Origin of the sequence: Parvularcula maris (assembly GCF_024505085.1) — a bacterium.
GTDB lineage: Bacteria > Pseudomonadota > Alphaproteobacteria > Caulobacterales > Parvularculaceae > Parvularcula > Parvularcula maris.
Map to the genome: position 1 here is coordinate 146,504 of NZ_JANIBC010000003.1, position 14,686 is coordinate 161,189.

The following is a 14,686-nucleotide window of genomic DNA, read 5'->3' on the forward strand; positions in this document are numbered from 1 at the left end:
CGTCGCACTTCGAACGCGGTCGGCTTCGCCGCCCGCCCTACGGGGCTGGGATGCGGCTGCCGGAAGCGCTGCGCCTTCAAACGGTCAGGAGATGGGCAGCCGACCTACGGGTTCACCCTTCCAGCTCCTCGCGCTTCATCTCGAGCTCGAGCCACTGCTCTTCGGCAGCCTCCAGCTCGGCTTGGGCTTCGGTGAGGCCTTTTTGTGCTCGGCTGAAGGCATCGGGGTCCCTGGTGAAAAGGTCTGGATCGCCGAGGGCGAGGCCGTGCTCGGCGATCATCCGCTCCAGCTCCTCCATCCGTGCGGGGAGGGTTTCGAGGGCGTGCTTGTCCTTGAAGCTGAGCTTGCCGGAGGGCTTTCGCTTGGCCGGTGCGGGTTTGGCTTTGGCCGGTCTAGCCGGCGACTCGTCGGAAGGCGCGACCGCGAAGCCGCGCTGGCGCACCATGTCGTCATAGCCGCCGGGGTACTCGCGCCAGCGGCCCGGCTGTTCCTCGGGCACGGGGGTGAGGGTGGAGGTGACCACCCGGTCGAGAAAGTCCCGGTCGTGGCTGACGAGAAGCAGCGTACCCTGATAGTCCGACAGCGCCTCTTCCAAAACGTCCAGGGTCTCGAGGTCGAGATCGTTGGTCGGTTCGTCGAGGACCAGAAGGTTCGAGGGCTTGGCGAGCGCGATGGCGAGGGCGAGGCGGCCCCGCTCCCCGCCCGATAAGGCGGCTACGGGCTGGCGGGCCTGTTCGGGGGAGAAGAGGAAGTCCTTGAGATAGGAGAGGGCGTGGCGGGGTTTGCCGCCGATGGTGATCTGATCGCCCCGGCCCTCGGTGAGGGCGTCCATGAGGCGGATGTCTTCTCTCAGCGCGCCGCGCTCCTGGTCGAGGGCGACGATCTCCAGCTTGGTGCCGTGGCGGATGGTGCCTTGGTCCGGGTCCTGCGTGCCGAGGAGGAGGTTCAGGAGGGTGGTCTTGCCCGCGCCGTTGGGTCCGATGACGCCGACCCGGTCGCCGCGCGCCACCTTGAGGTCGAGACCCGCCACGATGGGTCGCTCGCCGTAGGAGAAGCTGAGTCCCTTCGCCTCGATGACCAGCTTGCCGGAGCTTTCCGCCTCGCTGACGGCAAGGTCGACGGAGCCCTGCGGCCCGCGCCGCTCGCTTGCTTGACGGCGAAGGTCGTGGAGGTTCGCCAGGCGGCGGACATTGCGCTTGCGGCGCGCGGTGACGCCGTAGCGCAGCCAGTCCTCCTCGCGGGCGATCTGCCGGTCGAGCTTGTGGGCGGCGAGCTCCTCCTCCTCGAAGACCGTGTCGCGCCAGGCCTCGAAAGCGCCGAAGCCCTTGCCGAGGCGCCTCGTCGTGCCGCGGTCGAGCCAGACGGTCTCGGTGGTGAGGTTCTCCAGGAAGCGCCGGTCATGGCTGATAACGACGAGGGCGCCGCGTCGCCGCTTCAGCTCGCCCTCGAGCCAGAGAATGGTTTCGAGATCGAGATGGTTGGTGGGCTCGTCGAGAAGCAGCACCTCGGGCCGGGGGGCGAGAGCGCGGGCGATGGCGACTTTGCGCTTCTCGCCGCCGGACATGGGGGCGGGGGAAGCGGCCGGGTCGATGTCTAGCGCGCCGAGGAGGCGGCCTATATCGGCTGGGTCATCGAGGGGGCCTAGGCCGTCCGCCACCACCGCCTCGGCGCTTGGGAAGCTCGTGAAGTCAGGGTCCTGCTCCAGGTAGCGGAAGGTGACGCCGGAGCGGACCGTGCGGTCCCCCTGGTCCGCCTCGACGAGGCCCGCCGCGATCTTGAGGAAGGTGGACTTGCCCGATCCGTTGCGCCCCACAAGCGCGATGCGCGCGCCCTCGCGCACCTCCAACGAGGCGCCGCTGAGGAGCGGATCACCGCCGAAAGTCAGGACGATATCGGACAGGGAGAACAGGGGAGGGGCCATCTCGGACGGGTAGGGCGGGGCGTTATGCTTCGCAAGAGCCTCCGCTCCGCACCTTACGGTTGCAGCCCTAGCGCCCCTTTCGTCTCGCTTTACCGCCTCGTTGCCCGTAGCCTTCCGCGCAAACGGGAGAAACGCTCATGCTTCTGACCCTCGCTGCCGCCCTTGCGGCGCAAGCCGTGCCGGACGCCGCGCCTGACGTGCCAAGCGCGCCTACGGTGCAGGAGGCTGCCAAGCCGGAGCCTACCGGCTCGCGCGCGGAAATCACTTCGGAAGAGGGCGTGGCGACGCTGCGCTACTCGGCAGGCGGCGAGGCGTTCGACTACACGGTCAAGGCGGGCTTCCTACCCCTCGGCCCCGAGGGCGAGCCGGAGGTGGAGATTTTCCACACCGCCTATCTGCGCGAGGATGTGGAAGCGGCCGAACGGCCCATCACCTTCGTCTTCAATGGCGGGCCTGGCGCGGCCTCGGTCTACCTCCATATGGGGGCGCTGGGGCCGATGAAGATCGCCTTCACCGAAAACGGCGACCTGCCTCCGCCGCCCGTCCGGCTCGAGGACAACCCCGATAGCTGGCTGCCTTATACCGACCTCGTCTTCATCGACCCCGTCGGCACGGGCTTCTCCCGCTTCGTTGGTGAGAGCGCGGAGATGCAGGGCGGCGAGGCCAAGGGCTCGGCCAAGTACCACTCGGTCATGGGCGACCTCACCGCCATGGGCGAGTTCATCGAGCGCTACCTGGCGGAGAACGCCCGCTACCGCTCGCCGGTGGTGGTGGCCGGTGAGAGCTATGGCGGCTTCCGCGCGGCCATGCTGGCGCAGATGCTGCCCAAGGAGCACGACGTGCCGCTGTCGGGCTCGGTGCTGATCTCGCCCAAGTTCGACCTCTTCGGCGGGCGCAGCGACGGGCTCCATCCGGCGCCGTGGATCTCGCGGGTGCCAAGCTATGCGGCGAGTGCCGCCAGCCAGGGCAAGGGGCTTTCCGGTGAGAAGGTCACGACCATCGAGGCGATGGAGGAGATCATGGCGGAGGCGGAGGATTTCGCCGTCTCCGACTTCGCCCGCTATCTCGTGCAGGGCGAGCGGATGCCCCAGGCGGAGCAGGCGATGATCCTCAAGCGCTTCGCTGAGCTGACAGGGTTGCCCGAGGACTATGTCCGTACCCAGAGGGGGCGGGTGAGCCAGTCCGAATACGCAAGCGAGCTCCTTCGCGAGAAGGGCCAGCTCGTTGGTATCTACGACGCGACTGTCGCGGTGACCGATCCGGACCCGGAGCGCTATGAGAGCGGCTATCAGAGCGATCCGCTCTTCGTCCTCTCCGGTCCCTACCGGGCGGGGCTCGTCAGCTTCCTGTCCGAGGAGGTGGGCTTCGAGATGCCCGACCGGCGCTATGACAGCCTGTCCGGCTCCACCGGCGGGGCGTGGCGCTACTATGTGGGCTCGCCCAACCGGCCTCAGCCGCCCGCCGCGGCGATGCGGCTGCGCGAGGGGCTGACCATGAACAAGCACCTCAAGGTGTGGATTACCCACGGCGCCATGGACCTGCAGACGCCCTATTTTGAGACCGCCTATATCGTGAACAATCTCGGCATTCCCGAGGCGGTCAGGAGCAATGTTCGTCTCGACACGTACTATGGCGGGCACATGTACTACATGCACCGGGCGAGCTCGGAGGCGTTTGCGGAGGATGCGGCGGAGTTCTTTGCCTCCATGGGGCGGCAGGAAGAGCGAGCGGATAGCGGGGGCTCGCAGCAGGCTGGGGAGTAGGTTCGCATCTGTAGGCAAGACAGATGCCGCTAGCGCCTCCCTCTCCTGCCCCGCGGGAGAGGGACCGAGGGTGAGGGGCTTCTGAGCGCAGGTGTCCATGGCACGCGCTGTAGAACGGCTTCGCCGAGGCCCTCACCCAAAGCCTGCTACGCAGCCGTTGACCTCTCCCGCAGGCGGGAGAGGTGGGCGCCGAGCGAACGGGACCTATCGCCAACTTTCCCTCAGCCTACCTACACTTCTCCGCTTCGTACACGGCGTAGTCCTCCAGCGGCTCGAGCCCCGCTTCGTTCCGTAGGCTGTCCACCTTCAGCGGCTCCTCTAGGGGTAGCGGCTCCCAGATGCCGGGCGACGTGCAGCGGCCTTGGGTCGCGTAGCGCTGGCGGACGCCGTGGTTCTTGGCCACCCGGTCGTAGAGATAGGCGTAGTTCTTGATGCCGATCTCGCCCTCCTCGACCAGCGGGGCGATGGTGGCGAGGACTCTGGCCTGGAAGGTCGGGTCAGTATCCGCATGCTGGACGAGGAGCCAGCCGTTCCAGCCCGGCCGCCAGTCCCAGACCGAGCGGGGGAACCAGCCGTACCGCTCCGCATAGGTCTTGAGGGCGGCGGTGTTGTCCTGATCCACGGCCAAGATCTCGGCGCGGAGGACTTGGATGTCGGCCTGAACGGCAGGTCGGCCGCTCAGTTTGAGAAGCTCCACATAGCGGTCCCGCAGTGCCTGATCCCCCTCCACCCGCAGTTTGAGATCGCGGCCCACCTGCCTGACCTCCTTTCGCGAGGGTTCGCGCACGCGGTAGGGCTCCGCACTATCTAGCACCTCCTCCATCGAGGCGGGCTCGGGTTCCGCGAACAGAAGCAGGGACAGAAGAGCAAGCAGCATCGAACACTCCGGCTGGCTGGACGAGCCGGCAGCCTAGCGGTGCGGCGCGGCTTAGTCGAACAGCGAGGAGACGCTCTCCTCGTTGGCGATCCGGCGGATGGCCTCGGCGAGGAGGCGGTCGACGGAGATGACGTCGATCTTGCTGGCGTCCTTGCGGCGGCCATCGTCGCCGATCGAGTCGGTGATGACGAGCTTGCGCAGGTGCTCGGAGCCGTCGATGCGGCTGACGGCCTCGCCGGAGAGGACGCCGTGGCTGACATAGGCCTCCACCGAGGTGGCGCCCTGGCCGACCAGCGCGGTGGCGGCGTTGACCAGCGTGCCGCCCGAATCGGCAATGTCGTCGAAGAGGATGCAGTCCATGCCCTTCACGTCGCCGATGATGTTCATGACCTCGGAGACGCCTGCGCGCTCCCGGCGCTTGTCGACGATGGCCAGGGGCAGGTCGCCCAGGCGCTTGGACAGCGCCCGCGCCCTCACCACGCCGCCGACATCGGGGGAGACGATGCAGGTGTTGGAGAGGTCGTCCCCGCGCTGGCGGCGGATGAACTCCTCCATCACGGGGGTGGCGTAGAGGTTGTCGGTGGGGATGTCGAAGAAGCCCTGTATCTGCCCGGCGTGAAGGTCCATCGTCAGGACACGGTCGGCGCCGGCGGTGGTGATGAGGTTCGCCACCAGCTTGGCGGTGATTGGTGTCCTAGGGCCTGCCTTCCGGTCCTGACGGGCATAGCCGAAATAGGGGATGACGGCGGTGATCCGGCTCGCCGAGGCGCGGGCCAGCGCGTCGATGATGATCAAGAGCTCCATCAGGTGGTCGTTGGCGGGGCTGGAGGTCGACTGGAGCACGAAGACGTCCTCGCCGCGGACGTTCTCGTTGATCTCCACGTGCACCTCGCTGTCGGCGAAGCGCTGGATGGTGGCCTTGGAGACCGGGGCGTCGAGCCGCCTGGAGATCGCCTGGGCCAGGGGGAGGTTCGAGTTGCCTGCGATGATCTTCATGGGGGCGCTTCCTTCGGGCTTGTCTCTGGCCGGTGAGGGGCGTTTGTGTCGGTGATGTGTCAGGAGTCAAGAACACGGAACTGGGGGTAGTGGGTCAGTACGAACTTAAATTGGGAGATTTGCTCAGGGACCACCTCTCCCGTTCACGGGAGAGGTCAAAACCTGGCATTGTCAGGTTTTGGGTGAGGGGATCGGCGAAGCCGTCCTGCCACACTTGTTCTGAGACCTGCGCTCAGAACCCCCCTCACCCTCGGTCCCTCTCCCGCAGGCGGGAGAGGGAGGCGGTACCTGCGGAACCTTCGAACTGAGAAACTACCGAACCGGGGAGGCTGACCTCGGTGCCTAGAAGGCCCTCACCCGAAGCCTGCTTAGGCAGGCTCAACCTCTCCCGGTGGGAGAGGTGAGCGCTGCACTCACTCTTTCGGCAAGCAGATCGCGGTCATGTTGTGGCCGGTCTTCGGCTCGCCTCGGCGCTGGGAGGCCCGGTAGCTGAAGTAGCGGTCCGGCTCGGCCAGCGTGTCGCCGCCTAGGTCGACAATGCGGCTCTCCTCGATGCCCGCTTCGCGCAGCCGGTCGAGCACGAAGCCGGTGTGGTCGTAGAAGGTCTTGCCGTCCTTTGCATAGAAGTGGCGCTCCGCATCGGGGTAGGCTGCGAGGACCTGTTCGATCAGGTCCTCCTTCACCTCGAAGCTCTCGCCCCGGAGATGAGCACCGATCAAAGCACGGATAGCGGCTCTCTCCGCGCCGAGCTTCGCCATCCGGTCCACCGTGTTGCCGATGATGCCAAGAAGGCTGCCCCGCCACCCTGCGTGGGCCGCCGCGACCATCCCTTCCGCCTCGAAGAGGATGGGCACGCAGTCGGCGGTGAGGACACCCACGGCGAGGCCCGGCTTCGTCGTAACGATGGCGTCCGCTTCGGGGCGGTCCTCCTCCTTCCACAGAGCGTCGGCGATGACGACCTTCGCCGAGTGGACCTGCTTGGCGGCGATGAGGTGGTCCGCGCCGAGCGCCTCCCTGATGCGGCGGCGGTTCTCGTCCACTGCCTGCCGGTCGTCGCCTGAGTGGTAGCTCGCGTTCAGCCCCTCATAGATGCCGGTCGAGACCCCGCCCTCGCGCCGGAACGCTCCGTGGGGGGAGGATAAATGAGGCGAGCTGTCGTAGAACGCCGTCATTCGAAGCCGGGGGGGACCTGGCTGCCGGGGGAGGAGAGGGAGAGGACCTTGAAGAGGCTGCCCATGCCCTTGGGGTCCACGAGACGCAGGGCGCCGCTGCGCAGGTTCTCGCGCGCGCTGTCGGAGGCGGCCTTCTCCAGGGTCTCCAGACGCACCTTGAGGCCGAGACGTTCGAGGAAGTCCCCCTGGCGGACGGGACCGTCCACGCGCAGACCCTCGCGCCTGGCGTGACGGGCGAGGGCGGCGAAGTCCACATGGGCGGTGAGGTCGGCGAGGCCCGGCGTCTTGAGGACGGGCCAGGGCTTGTGGTCGCGCATGGCCTGGAGCGTGTCGCCATAGCCAGAGCGGCCATGGCCGTAATCAATGATCAGGGCACGGCCCTTGGTCTCGGACAGGCGGCTCGCGATCTCGCTGACCACGGCGCCGCTTTCGGCGGAGATCTCAAAGATGCTTTCGGGCTGAGCGCCCTGGGGCATGCCCTCACGGTCGGTATAGGCGTCCTGAGAGAGGACGAAGACCAGGTTCTTCTCCTCGTCGAGCCCCACGAGGCGCTCGCGCCAGGGGCTGTCGCTGCGCTCGGCGGTGCGGATGAACTGGCGGATGGGCAGGCAGTCGAAGAACTCGTTGGCGACCATCAGGACCGGGCCAGGGGGGACGTCCTCGAGCTTGTCGGCCCAGGTGATCCTGATGCCCGCGTCATGGAGGAGACGCTTCTGGGCGTAGCGCATCCGGCCCGACGCCTCGATCATGTAGACATGGACCGCCTTGAGGAAGGCCGGCCTGACCTTGGCCACGCGCAGGATGTCGGCCATCAGCGTGCCCCGGCCGGGGCCCATCTCGACCAGGCTGAAGGCGGACGGCGCGCCGATCGACTCCCAGGCATGGACGAGCCAGCTTCCCACGAGCTCGCCGAAGATCTGGCTGATCTCGGGGGAGGTGGTGAAGTCGCCGGTCGCGCCGAGGGCGGCCTGGGTGGAGTAGTAGCCGTGCTGGGGATGGACCAGCACGTCGGTCATGAAGTCGCCGACCCTGATCGGCCCGTGGTCCTCGATCAGCTTGACCAGGCGCTCCTCCAGCGGCGTCCGCTCGGCCTCGCTCATGCCTTCGCTCCCTTGGGTCCGCCGAGCTTGGGGTGGACGCGGTAGAAGAGGAAGAGGCCGAGAACGATCATCGGCAGGGAGAGCAGCATACCCCTCGTCAGGAAGCCCAAGGTGGCGGCGTAGCTGTCCGGCTCGCGGAAGAACTCCACGGTAAAGCGGGCGAGGCCGTAGCCCGCGAGGAAGAGGCCGGTGGCCGCCCCCTTGAAGCGCAGGATGCGGAAGCGGGTGACCGCGATCCGCAGAAGGATGAAGAGGAGGAGACCTTCGAGGGCTGCTTCGTAGAGCTGGCTCGGATGGCGGGCGACGGCCTGGCCGGTCTCGATCCACTCCTCGCGGGGGTAGAGGCCGGGACCGTCCTCGGGACCGTAGAGCCACTCGCCCCGCTCGCTGTCATAGAGCTTGGGGAACACCATGCCCATCGGCCCGTCCGTGGCGCGGCCGTAGAGCTCGGCATTGATGAAGTTGGCGAGCCTTCCGAAGAAGAGCCCGATGGGCGCGGCGCAGGCGAGGAGGTCGCCGATGCGCAAGGGGTCCGTGCCCCTCTTGCGGGCGAAGAGGAAGGTGACCACGGCCACGCCCAAAAGGCCGCCGTGGAAGCTCATCCCGCCGGTCCAGATGGCCAAGGGCGTCCAGATGGGGACACCGAAGATCTGCGGCCAGGCGCTAGGCGGCTCGACGATCAACTCGGGACGGTAGAAGAGAACGAAGCCCAGACGCCCGCCGAGGATCACCCCCAGGATGATCCAGGTGACGAAATCGTCGAGCTTCTCCTTGTCCAGGGGCGGGGAGCCAGGGTTCCTGATCGAGCCGCGCGGGTTCCAGAGCTGCGGCTGCCTGAGAAGCCGTCCGAGATAGCTCCAGCCGAGGATGATCCCGACGATATAGGCAAGGGCGTAAATCCGAACGGGAAGTGGTCCCAAGTGAATAAGGACCGGGTCGATCTCTGGAAAGCTCATGCCTCGCCTTAACGCTGCTCCGCCGGTGGGAGAAAGGGTTTTACGCCCTTTGTCCAGACGGGGGCCTTGGGAGTTTATACCTAGCAAGTCGTTATCAGCGACCCTTCAGTCTTCCCGCTCATCTTTCCTGGCTGTCAAACCCGTTAGCCTATCACCGAGCCTGGGACGAAAGCCTCAGGCGCCGTCCCGCGGGAGCGGCGCGGCCTTCGGGGCGCGCCTTTGTGAGAAGTAGGCGGTGAGAGGAGACCAGGGAGACTTGCGCTGAAATGATCCTTGACGGGAGCAGGAGTTTGGGAGCTTCTGCCTATCCGTAGTGAGACAAGGATCGAGGCGGGACATGCAGACCAGATCACCGGTGTTCGACGGCGTGGCGAAGCTGATCGCCGAAACCGCAGGGACGATCAACGGTGTCAGGCGGGAGGCCGAAACGGCCCTCTCCAGCCAGCTGCAACGCTATCTCGCCGACCAGGACCTCGTCACCCGCGAGGAGTTCGAGACCGTCCAGGAGATGGCCGTGCTCCTTCGCGAGGAGGTCGACGCGCTCAAGGCAGAGCTTGCCGCCCTCAGGGTGGAGAAGGGCTCCGCCTAGCTTCTAGCGAGGCAGTCACCCTTTCCGTTCGCCGCCCAAGGCGGGGCCCCCGCGGTCCCGATGGTGGTGACGGATGTGGACGAAACGCTTAGGCGCCGTGTCTCTTTTGGTTCTGGCAGCGGCCTGCAAGACGGCCGTACTGCCGGAGGAGCCAGTGCTGGCCCCGACCCCGGAAGAGCCGCAGCCCACGCAGCCGTCCAACCCTGCGCCTGGTAGTCCTGCGCCGTCCAACCCGGTGCCTTCTAACCCCGAGCCAAGCGACCCAGTCCCTTCGCCGACACCGGCACCTTCACCAGTCCCGCCGCCTGTCGCCGAGGAACCCTTCGTTCAGCCAACGAAGTTCCCGGAGCCTGCGACCAACCCCAAGATGAGCGAAACGGAGGCCTCGCGCTTCCTTGTGCAGACGACGTTCGGTCCTAGGCCTGAGGACGTTATTGAGCTGCAGCAACTAGGGTACACGGAGTGGTTCAAGCGGCAGGTGTCGCTCGATGACAACTTCAATGCACTGGGGCGCTACGATAGTCACATCGAAGCGGGTGGCGACAACGACGTCCGTTATCACCAAGCTATGTTCACGGACAACGCGCTGCGCAGCGACGCACAGCTCCGTTGGCGGATGGTCGATGCGCTTAGTCAGATCCTAGTAGTATCGTTCGAGGATAACTCATCCCGTCTGCGAAAGCGTCACTTCGCCGACTACCTCGACCTGCTTCATGAAGAATCATTGGGTAACTACTGTGACCTCGTGGAGGGGGTGACAGAACATCCGCTGATGGCGTTGTACCTATCGTTTCATCAGAACAGGAAGGCTGATCCGGCCCTCGGAAGCGCACCAGACGAAAACTACGCACGCGAACTGCTTCAACTGTTCACCATCGGTCTCGACGAGCTTCACCTTGATGGTACCCCGACAGGCAGCCCTACTTACAACAACGATGATATCGAAGGACTCGCCAGAGTCTTTACCGGCTTCTCCGCGTACTTTACGAACTTCTCCGATCGTCCGGATGACCCTGATGCTGATATCGCTATGACAGTCGATAATCAGTACCATGAGGGAGGCCCTAAAGCCTTCCTTGGAACGGTCTTGGATACTGGAGCGGACGCGACGAGAAGTCGGGAAGCTGCGCTCTCGCATATTCTCGGCCATTCTAACGTAGCCCCGTTCATCAGTAAGAGGCTCATTCAACACTTCATTCGGTCGAACCCGACCCCTTCCTACGTGGAGCGGGTATCGCGCGCCTTCGAGACAGGCAGTTACACGCTTCCCGATGGCACGGTCGTGGGGGAGGGGCGCCGCTGTGACCTCAGTGCGACAATGGGTGCCGTGATCTTTGATCCTGAAGCACGGGACGCCGAGATCGCAGCAGAGGACGAGTACGGTAAGGTTCGCTCTACCCGTCTACGCCAGCTTCAGATCCTGCGTGTGTTTGCGAAGATGGGACCGGTTTCGCAGTCGGGGCTTCTGCCTGAGATCGGGCGGCTCCGCTTCGACTGGGCTCTCAGCAACCATCGCTTCTTCGAAGCTTCGTCGGTCTTCAACGACTTTCGCTCCACCTTCGTGCCTTCCGGTACCGAGATGTCGGCCAAGGGCTTGGTTGCGCCCGAGATGGAAATTCTTACGGCGGAGCACATTCTCTCTGTCGACCGAAACGCACCCGACCGGATTCTGGAGAACGTGCGTGAGAACGGTCTGGACGAGTATGACGCGGTGAGGTTCGTAGAACTTGCCCGCACGCCAGAACTTCTAGCGGATCGACTGGATGTTCTGTTCACCTACGGAACTCTTCCAGAGGAGGACAAACAACTTCTCCTCGACATGATCATAGCGGTGGGAAACGGTCGAGAGCCTGCTGATCTGACTGACGGACAGCTCGAGAATCGAATCCGGGTTGCTGTCCGGTTCTTTGCCAGCACCCCTCAATACATTGTGCAGAGGTAGTTATGACGAGTAGACGAAACTTTCTGAAGGGCGCTCTCGGCACGGCTGCTGCGGCTGGCGCGGGATGGGCACCTCAACGGGCATTGGCCGCAGGTTCCAGCTATAAAGCTCTCGTCTGCATTACCCTCGTCGGCGGAACCGATACGCATGATTTCCTGATCCCGACGACGGCGTCTGACTACAGCCGCTGGGTCGATCTTCGGGCTTCGATGTTGGAGGCCTCCAAGGGTACCAGGGAGCGTTCGCTCCTTCTTGGACTGAATAATGCAGAAGGCACGTCCGTAGGCTTCGCCCCTGAACTACAGGAGCTGCATGAACTCTATCAAGAAGGCGCCCTAGCGATCGTTTCGAACGCCGGACCCCTCAACGGCCCTACCAGTGCCGCCGATTTCAGCCCGCGGACAGGAATTGTGCCTGACCGTCTTGGGTCGCACAACGATCAACGCTCGGTTTGGAAGACCGGTGGCTTCGATGGTGCACCCTCTGGCTGGTTGGGAAGGCTCATGGACTTCTTCCCCGAGGACTCACCGGCAGCGAGGGTCACCATCGGCGAAAGCAGTCCGATGGTAGCAGGAGCTGATACGGTCGGCTTCACGATGAGCAGGCGTAACCTCCGGCTGCCTGATGGCTTCGAAGACAGCAAAGTTTTCGGCTCGACTGAACTGCCTGCACTTCTGCGCAAGCACTACCGGAAAACCGGTCGCACAATGGACAATATGTTCATGCGCGAAGTGCTGAAAGCTCAGAACAACGCCTACGACGTGTCGTTGATGCTTCGCCGTCCGCTTCTGGAAGGGACGGTAGGACAGCAGATTGATCAGGAAGAAAACCTGCTAGCTGAACGTTTGGCTATGGTAGCCGATATTATCGCCGACAGCGCGACCTTCGGTTTTGATCGCCAGATCTTCCATGTAACGTTCGGGGGTTTCGATACGCACCGTGACCAGTTCGACGTTCTTCCAGGGCTGCAGAGAAAACTGGCCACAGCCCTGAAGGGGTTCCACCGAGCGATGCAGTCGATCGGCATGGATGAGCAGGTCACGGCGTTCACCATTACGGATTTCGGTCGTACGCTGCAGGGTAACGTCACCGGTACCGATCACGGCTGGGGTTCGCATCACTGCGTTGTCGGGGGTGCTGTGCGCGGAGGCAGGGTGATTGGGGAGATGCCTCCTTATGAAGTGGGGCACGATCAGGACTGGAGGAGGGGTGCGCTGATCCCGACCCTTTCCGTGGAGCAGTACGGTGCCTCTTTGGGCCGCTGGTTCGGTGTGGACGAGGCGGGGATCAACCAGGTGTTTCCGAACCTCTCGCGCTTCGACCCCAACGCTGTGGACCTCTTCTAGCGGCGGGGAGGGTTCCGCCGCGAGTTATCCACAGCTCGGGAATCTTTCCGTGGGCCTTGTGTCTAACTCGTTGGGCAGGGCGGTTGGCTCGCGCGGCGAGTCATCCCCCTATGGCAAGAGTTGAGGGGCAGGCCCTCGTTCAGGAGACTAGCATGACGCTGGACACGATCGGATTCCAAGGCATCGAAGCGGACCCCATCGACATGATCGAGAGCCTCGCTCACGCCAAGGACCTGGACGCGCAGCGGGTCGACGACACGGAAGTGCATCTGTGCCTGGCCGGTTCCTGGCGCGACATCTCGCTGTGGTTCTCCTGGCGGGAGGAGGCGGGCGTACTGCAGGTCGGCGCGCCGCTGGAGATCAAAGTGCCGCCCATCCGTAAGCCCGAAGTGCTGAAGCTCATGGCGCAGATCAATGAGCGCCTGTGGCTCGGCCATTTCGATCTGTGGGAGGAGGACGGCTCGCTGGTCTACCGCAACGGCGCGGTGCTGGAGCCCGGTCACGGCATCAGCGCTGGCCAGGCCGAAGCGCTGCTGCGCGGGGCGAGGGACGCGTTCGAGCAGTTCTACCCCGCCTTCAACTACGTGGTCTGGGGCGGCAAGGATGCCTCCGAAGCCATCGCCGCGGCGGTTCTTCAGCCTGCGGGCACGGCCTGAGGGACGGCGGTCACTTCGGCGCCCTCCGACCTCTTCAGCGTACCGATGACTTTGTAGGTAAGGGGGGTCAGCATCGCCTCCCATAGGACCTTGAGCAGGTAGTTGGTCACCATCACCTGCAGCACCAGGCTGATCTCCCAGACCCCTAAAAAGGCGAGGGGGTAGAAGATCAGGCTGTCAGCCGCTTGCCCCACGGCGGTGGAGCCGATCGTCCGCTGCCAGAGCTTCGAGCCGCCGCCCGCCTTCATCATCGCCATGACGCGCGCGTTGACGATCTCGCCGATATAGAGGGCGGCCAGCGAGGCGAGGACGATGCGCGGCGCTTGACCGAAGCTGCTGGCGAACGCCGTCTGCCGGTCGATGCCGCCGAGATCGGTGTTCCAACCCTCCGCTGGCGGAATGGTGGTGATGAAGCCCGCCATGAGTGCTGCGAACAGCGCCGCTGCGGTCGCGGCTCTAATAGCCCGCTTGGCCTTGGTGAAGCCGTAGACCTCCGTCAGCACGTCGCCGAGTACGTAGGAGAGGGGAAAGAAGAGGACGCCTGCCCCGAAGGGGAAGTCCGGCAGGCCGAAAGGCAGGGGCAGGGCCGACACCTTGCCCGCCCCGATGATGTTCGAGCAGACGACGATCACGCAGGTGGCGGCCAGGAGATAGTCGAAGAAGCGGAAGGGGTGGCTGGCTGCTTCAGCTTCAGTGAGGGTTCGAATGGTGCTCATTGCTGGTCCGTGACTTCCGATTAATTCCGTGACTGAAGGGGACGCCGTGCGGGATCAAGGGAGAAGCTTTTGCCGCTGCAGCCCCCTCCGCCCTCCGGGCACCTCCCCCACAGAGTGGGGGAGGAAAACAGAACCACTGCGTGCTCTTTGTATTGCTCCCCCTCTAGAGGGGGAGCTGCCGGCAGGCTGAGGGGGAGGGGACGCAGAACCAGCGGCTAAGCACTTGCGCCCTTGCCGCACTCGCGCTAGTGGCGGGCGCTTTCCTCATTCCCACGGAGTTCATATGGCGCGCGTCACCGTCGAAGACTGCATCGAGAAGGTCGACAACCGGTTCGATCTGGTCCTCCTGGCCGCCCACCGGGCGCGCATGATCGCCTCCGGCTCCGCGCCCGAGGTGGACCGCGACCGCGACAAGAACCCCGTCGTCGCCCTGCGCGAGCTGGCCGCCGACAAGATCACCTCCGACGAGATCACAGAGGACCTCGTCACCTCGCTGCAGACCCAGCTCGACGTGGACGAGCCGGACGAGGCCGAAGGCATCGCCGCCGAGAAGGCCGACCTGCCAGAGCATGACCAGGTGTCCGAGGACGACCTGCTCGCCGCCCTGCAGCAGAGCGGCATGGCGCCGCTGTCGCCTTCCAACAAGTAAGGT

The 14,686-nt window shown here is 64.9% G+C and carries 13 protein-coding genes; 6 read left to right on the forward strand and 7 right to left on the reverse strand.

From position 1 onward, the window contains the following. Nucleotides 1-112: 112 nt before the first annotated feature. Complete coding sequence (locus NOG11_RS06420; RefSeq protein WP_256618881.1) at nt 113-1,921, reverse strand: ABC-F family ATP-binding cassette domain-containing protein; 1,809 nt, start codon at nt 1,919-1,921, stop codon at nt 113-115. 137 nt (nt 1,922-2,058) lie between these two features. On the opposite strand from NOG11_RS06420, the gene NOG11_RS06425 reads away from it, so the two are divergent. Then, nucleotides 2,059-3,684, forward strand: a complete 1,626-nt coding sequence (locus NOG11_RS06425) for a S10 family peptidase (RefSeq protein ID WP_256618882.1) — start codon at nt 2,059-2,061, stop codon at nt 3,682-3,684. A gap of 226 nt (nt 3,685-3,910) precedes the next feature. Here NOG11_RS06425 and NOG11_RS06430 read toward each other — a convergent pair whose 3' ends face one another. From NOG11_RS06430 to lgt, 5 genes are all read right to left on the reverse strand, one after another. Next, entirely contained in the window at nt 3,911-4,561 is a 651-nt protein-coding gene (locus NOG11_RS06430) for a DUF6624 domain-containing protein (protein ID WP_256618883.1), read from the reverse strand. 51 nt (nt 4,562-4,612) lie between these two features. Further along, the gene (locus tag NOG11_RS06435; protein ID WP_256618884.1) at nt 4,613-5,557 is read right to left on the reverse strand and encodes a ribose-phosphate pyrophosphokinase; all 945 of its coding nucleotides are present in this window, start codon (nt 5,555-5,557) and stop codon (nt 4,613-4,615) included. Between the two features lie 413 nt (nt 5,558-5,970). Further along, complete coding sequence (gene pgeF / locus NOG11_RS06440; RefSeq protein ID WP_256618885.1) at nt 5,971-6,729, reverse strand: peptidoglycan editing factor PgeF; 759 nt, start codon at nt 6,727-6,729, stop codon at nt 5,971-5,973. Beyond that, entirely contained in the window at nt 6,726-7,829 is a 1,104-nt protein-coding gene (locus NOG11_RS06445) for a class I SAM-dependent methyltransferase (RefSeq protein WP_256618886.1), read from the reverse strand. Before NOG11_RS06445 ends, pgeF begins: the two co-directional genes overlap by 4 nt. Next, nucleotides 7,826-8,785: a prolipoprotein diacylglyceryl transferase gene (gene lgt / locus NOG11_RS06450; RefSeq protein WP_256618887.1), complete on the reverse strand. Its 960-nt coding sequence runs from the start codon at nt 8,783-8,785 to the stop codon at nt 7,826-7,828. Before lgt ends, NOG11_RS06445 begins: the two co-directional genes overlap by 4 nt. Nucleotides 8,786-9,122: 337 nt before the next feature. Between lgt and NOG11_RS06455 the strand changes: the two genes are divergently transcribed. The 4 genes from NOG11_RS06455 (at nt 9,123) to NOG11_RS06470 (ending at nt 13,318) form a co-directional block, all read left to right on the forward strand. Continuing rightward, entirely contained in the window at nt 9,123-9,374 is a 252-nt protein-coding gene (locus NOG11_RS06455; RefSeq protein ID WP_256618888.1) for an accessory factor UbiK family protein, read from the forward strand. Nucleotides 9,375-9,741: 367 nt separating this feature from the next. Beyond that, nucleotides 9,742-11,316, forward strand: coding sequence for a DUF1800 family protein (locus NOG11_RS06460; protein WP_256618889.1), 1,575 nt, complete (start codon nt 9,742-9,744; stop codon nt 11,314-11,316). A 2-nt stretch (nt 11,317-11,318) separates the two neighbouring features. Then, a complete protein-coding gene (locus tag NOG11_RS06465; protein WP_256618890.1) occupies nt 11,319-12,662 on the forward strand; it encodes a DUF1501 domain-containing protein in 1,344 nt (447 codons plus the stop codon). Nucleotides 12,663-12,814: 152 nt separating this feature from the next. Then, complete coding sequence (locus tag NOG11_RS06470; protein WP_256618891.1) at nt 12,815-13,318, forward strand: type III secretion system chaperone family protein; 504 nt, start codon at nt 12,815-12,817, stop codon at nt 13,316-13,318. Here NOG11_RS06470 and NOG11_RS06475 read toward each other — a convergent pair. Next, the gene (locus tag NOG11_RS06475) at nt 13,297-14,034 is read right to left on the reverse strand and encodes a queuosine precursor transporter (protein WP_256618892.1); all 738 of its coding nucleotides are present in this window, start codon (nt 14,032-14,034) and stop codon (nt 13,297-13,299) included. The two genes, NOG11_RS06470 and NOG11_RS06475, sit on opposite strands and share 22 nt — an antisense overlap. 283 nt (nt 14,035-14,317) lie before the next feature. Here NOG11_RS06475 and rpoZ point away from each other — a divergent pair, with 283 nt between their 5' ends. After that, on the forward strand, nt 14,318-14,683 hold the full coding sequence (rpoZ, locus tag NOG11_RS06480; protein WP_256618893.1) for a DNA-directed RNA polymerase subunit omega: 366 nt from the start codon (nt 14,318-14,320) through the stop codon (nt 14,681-14,683). Nucleotides 14,684-14,686: the final 3 nt, after the last annotated feature.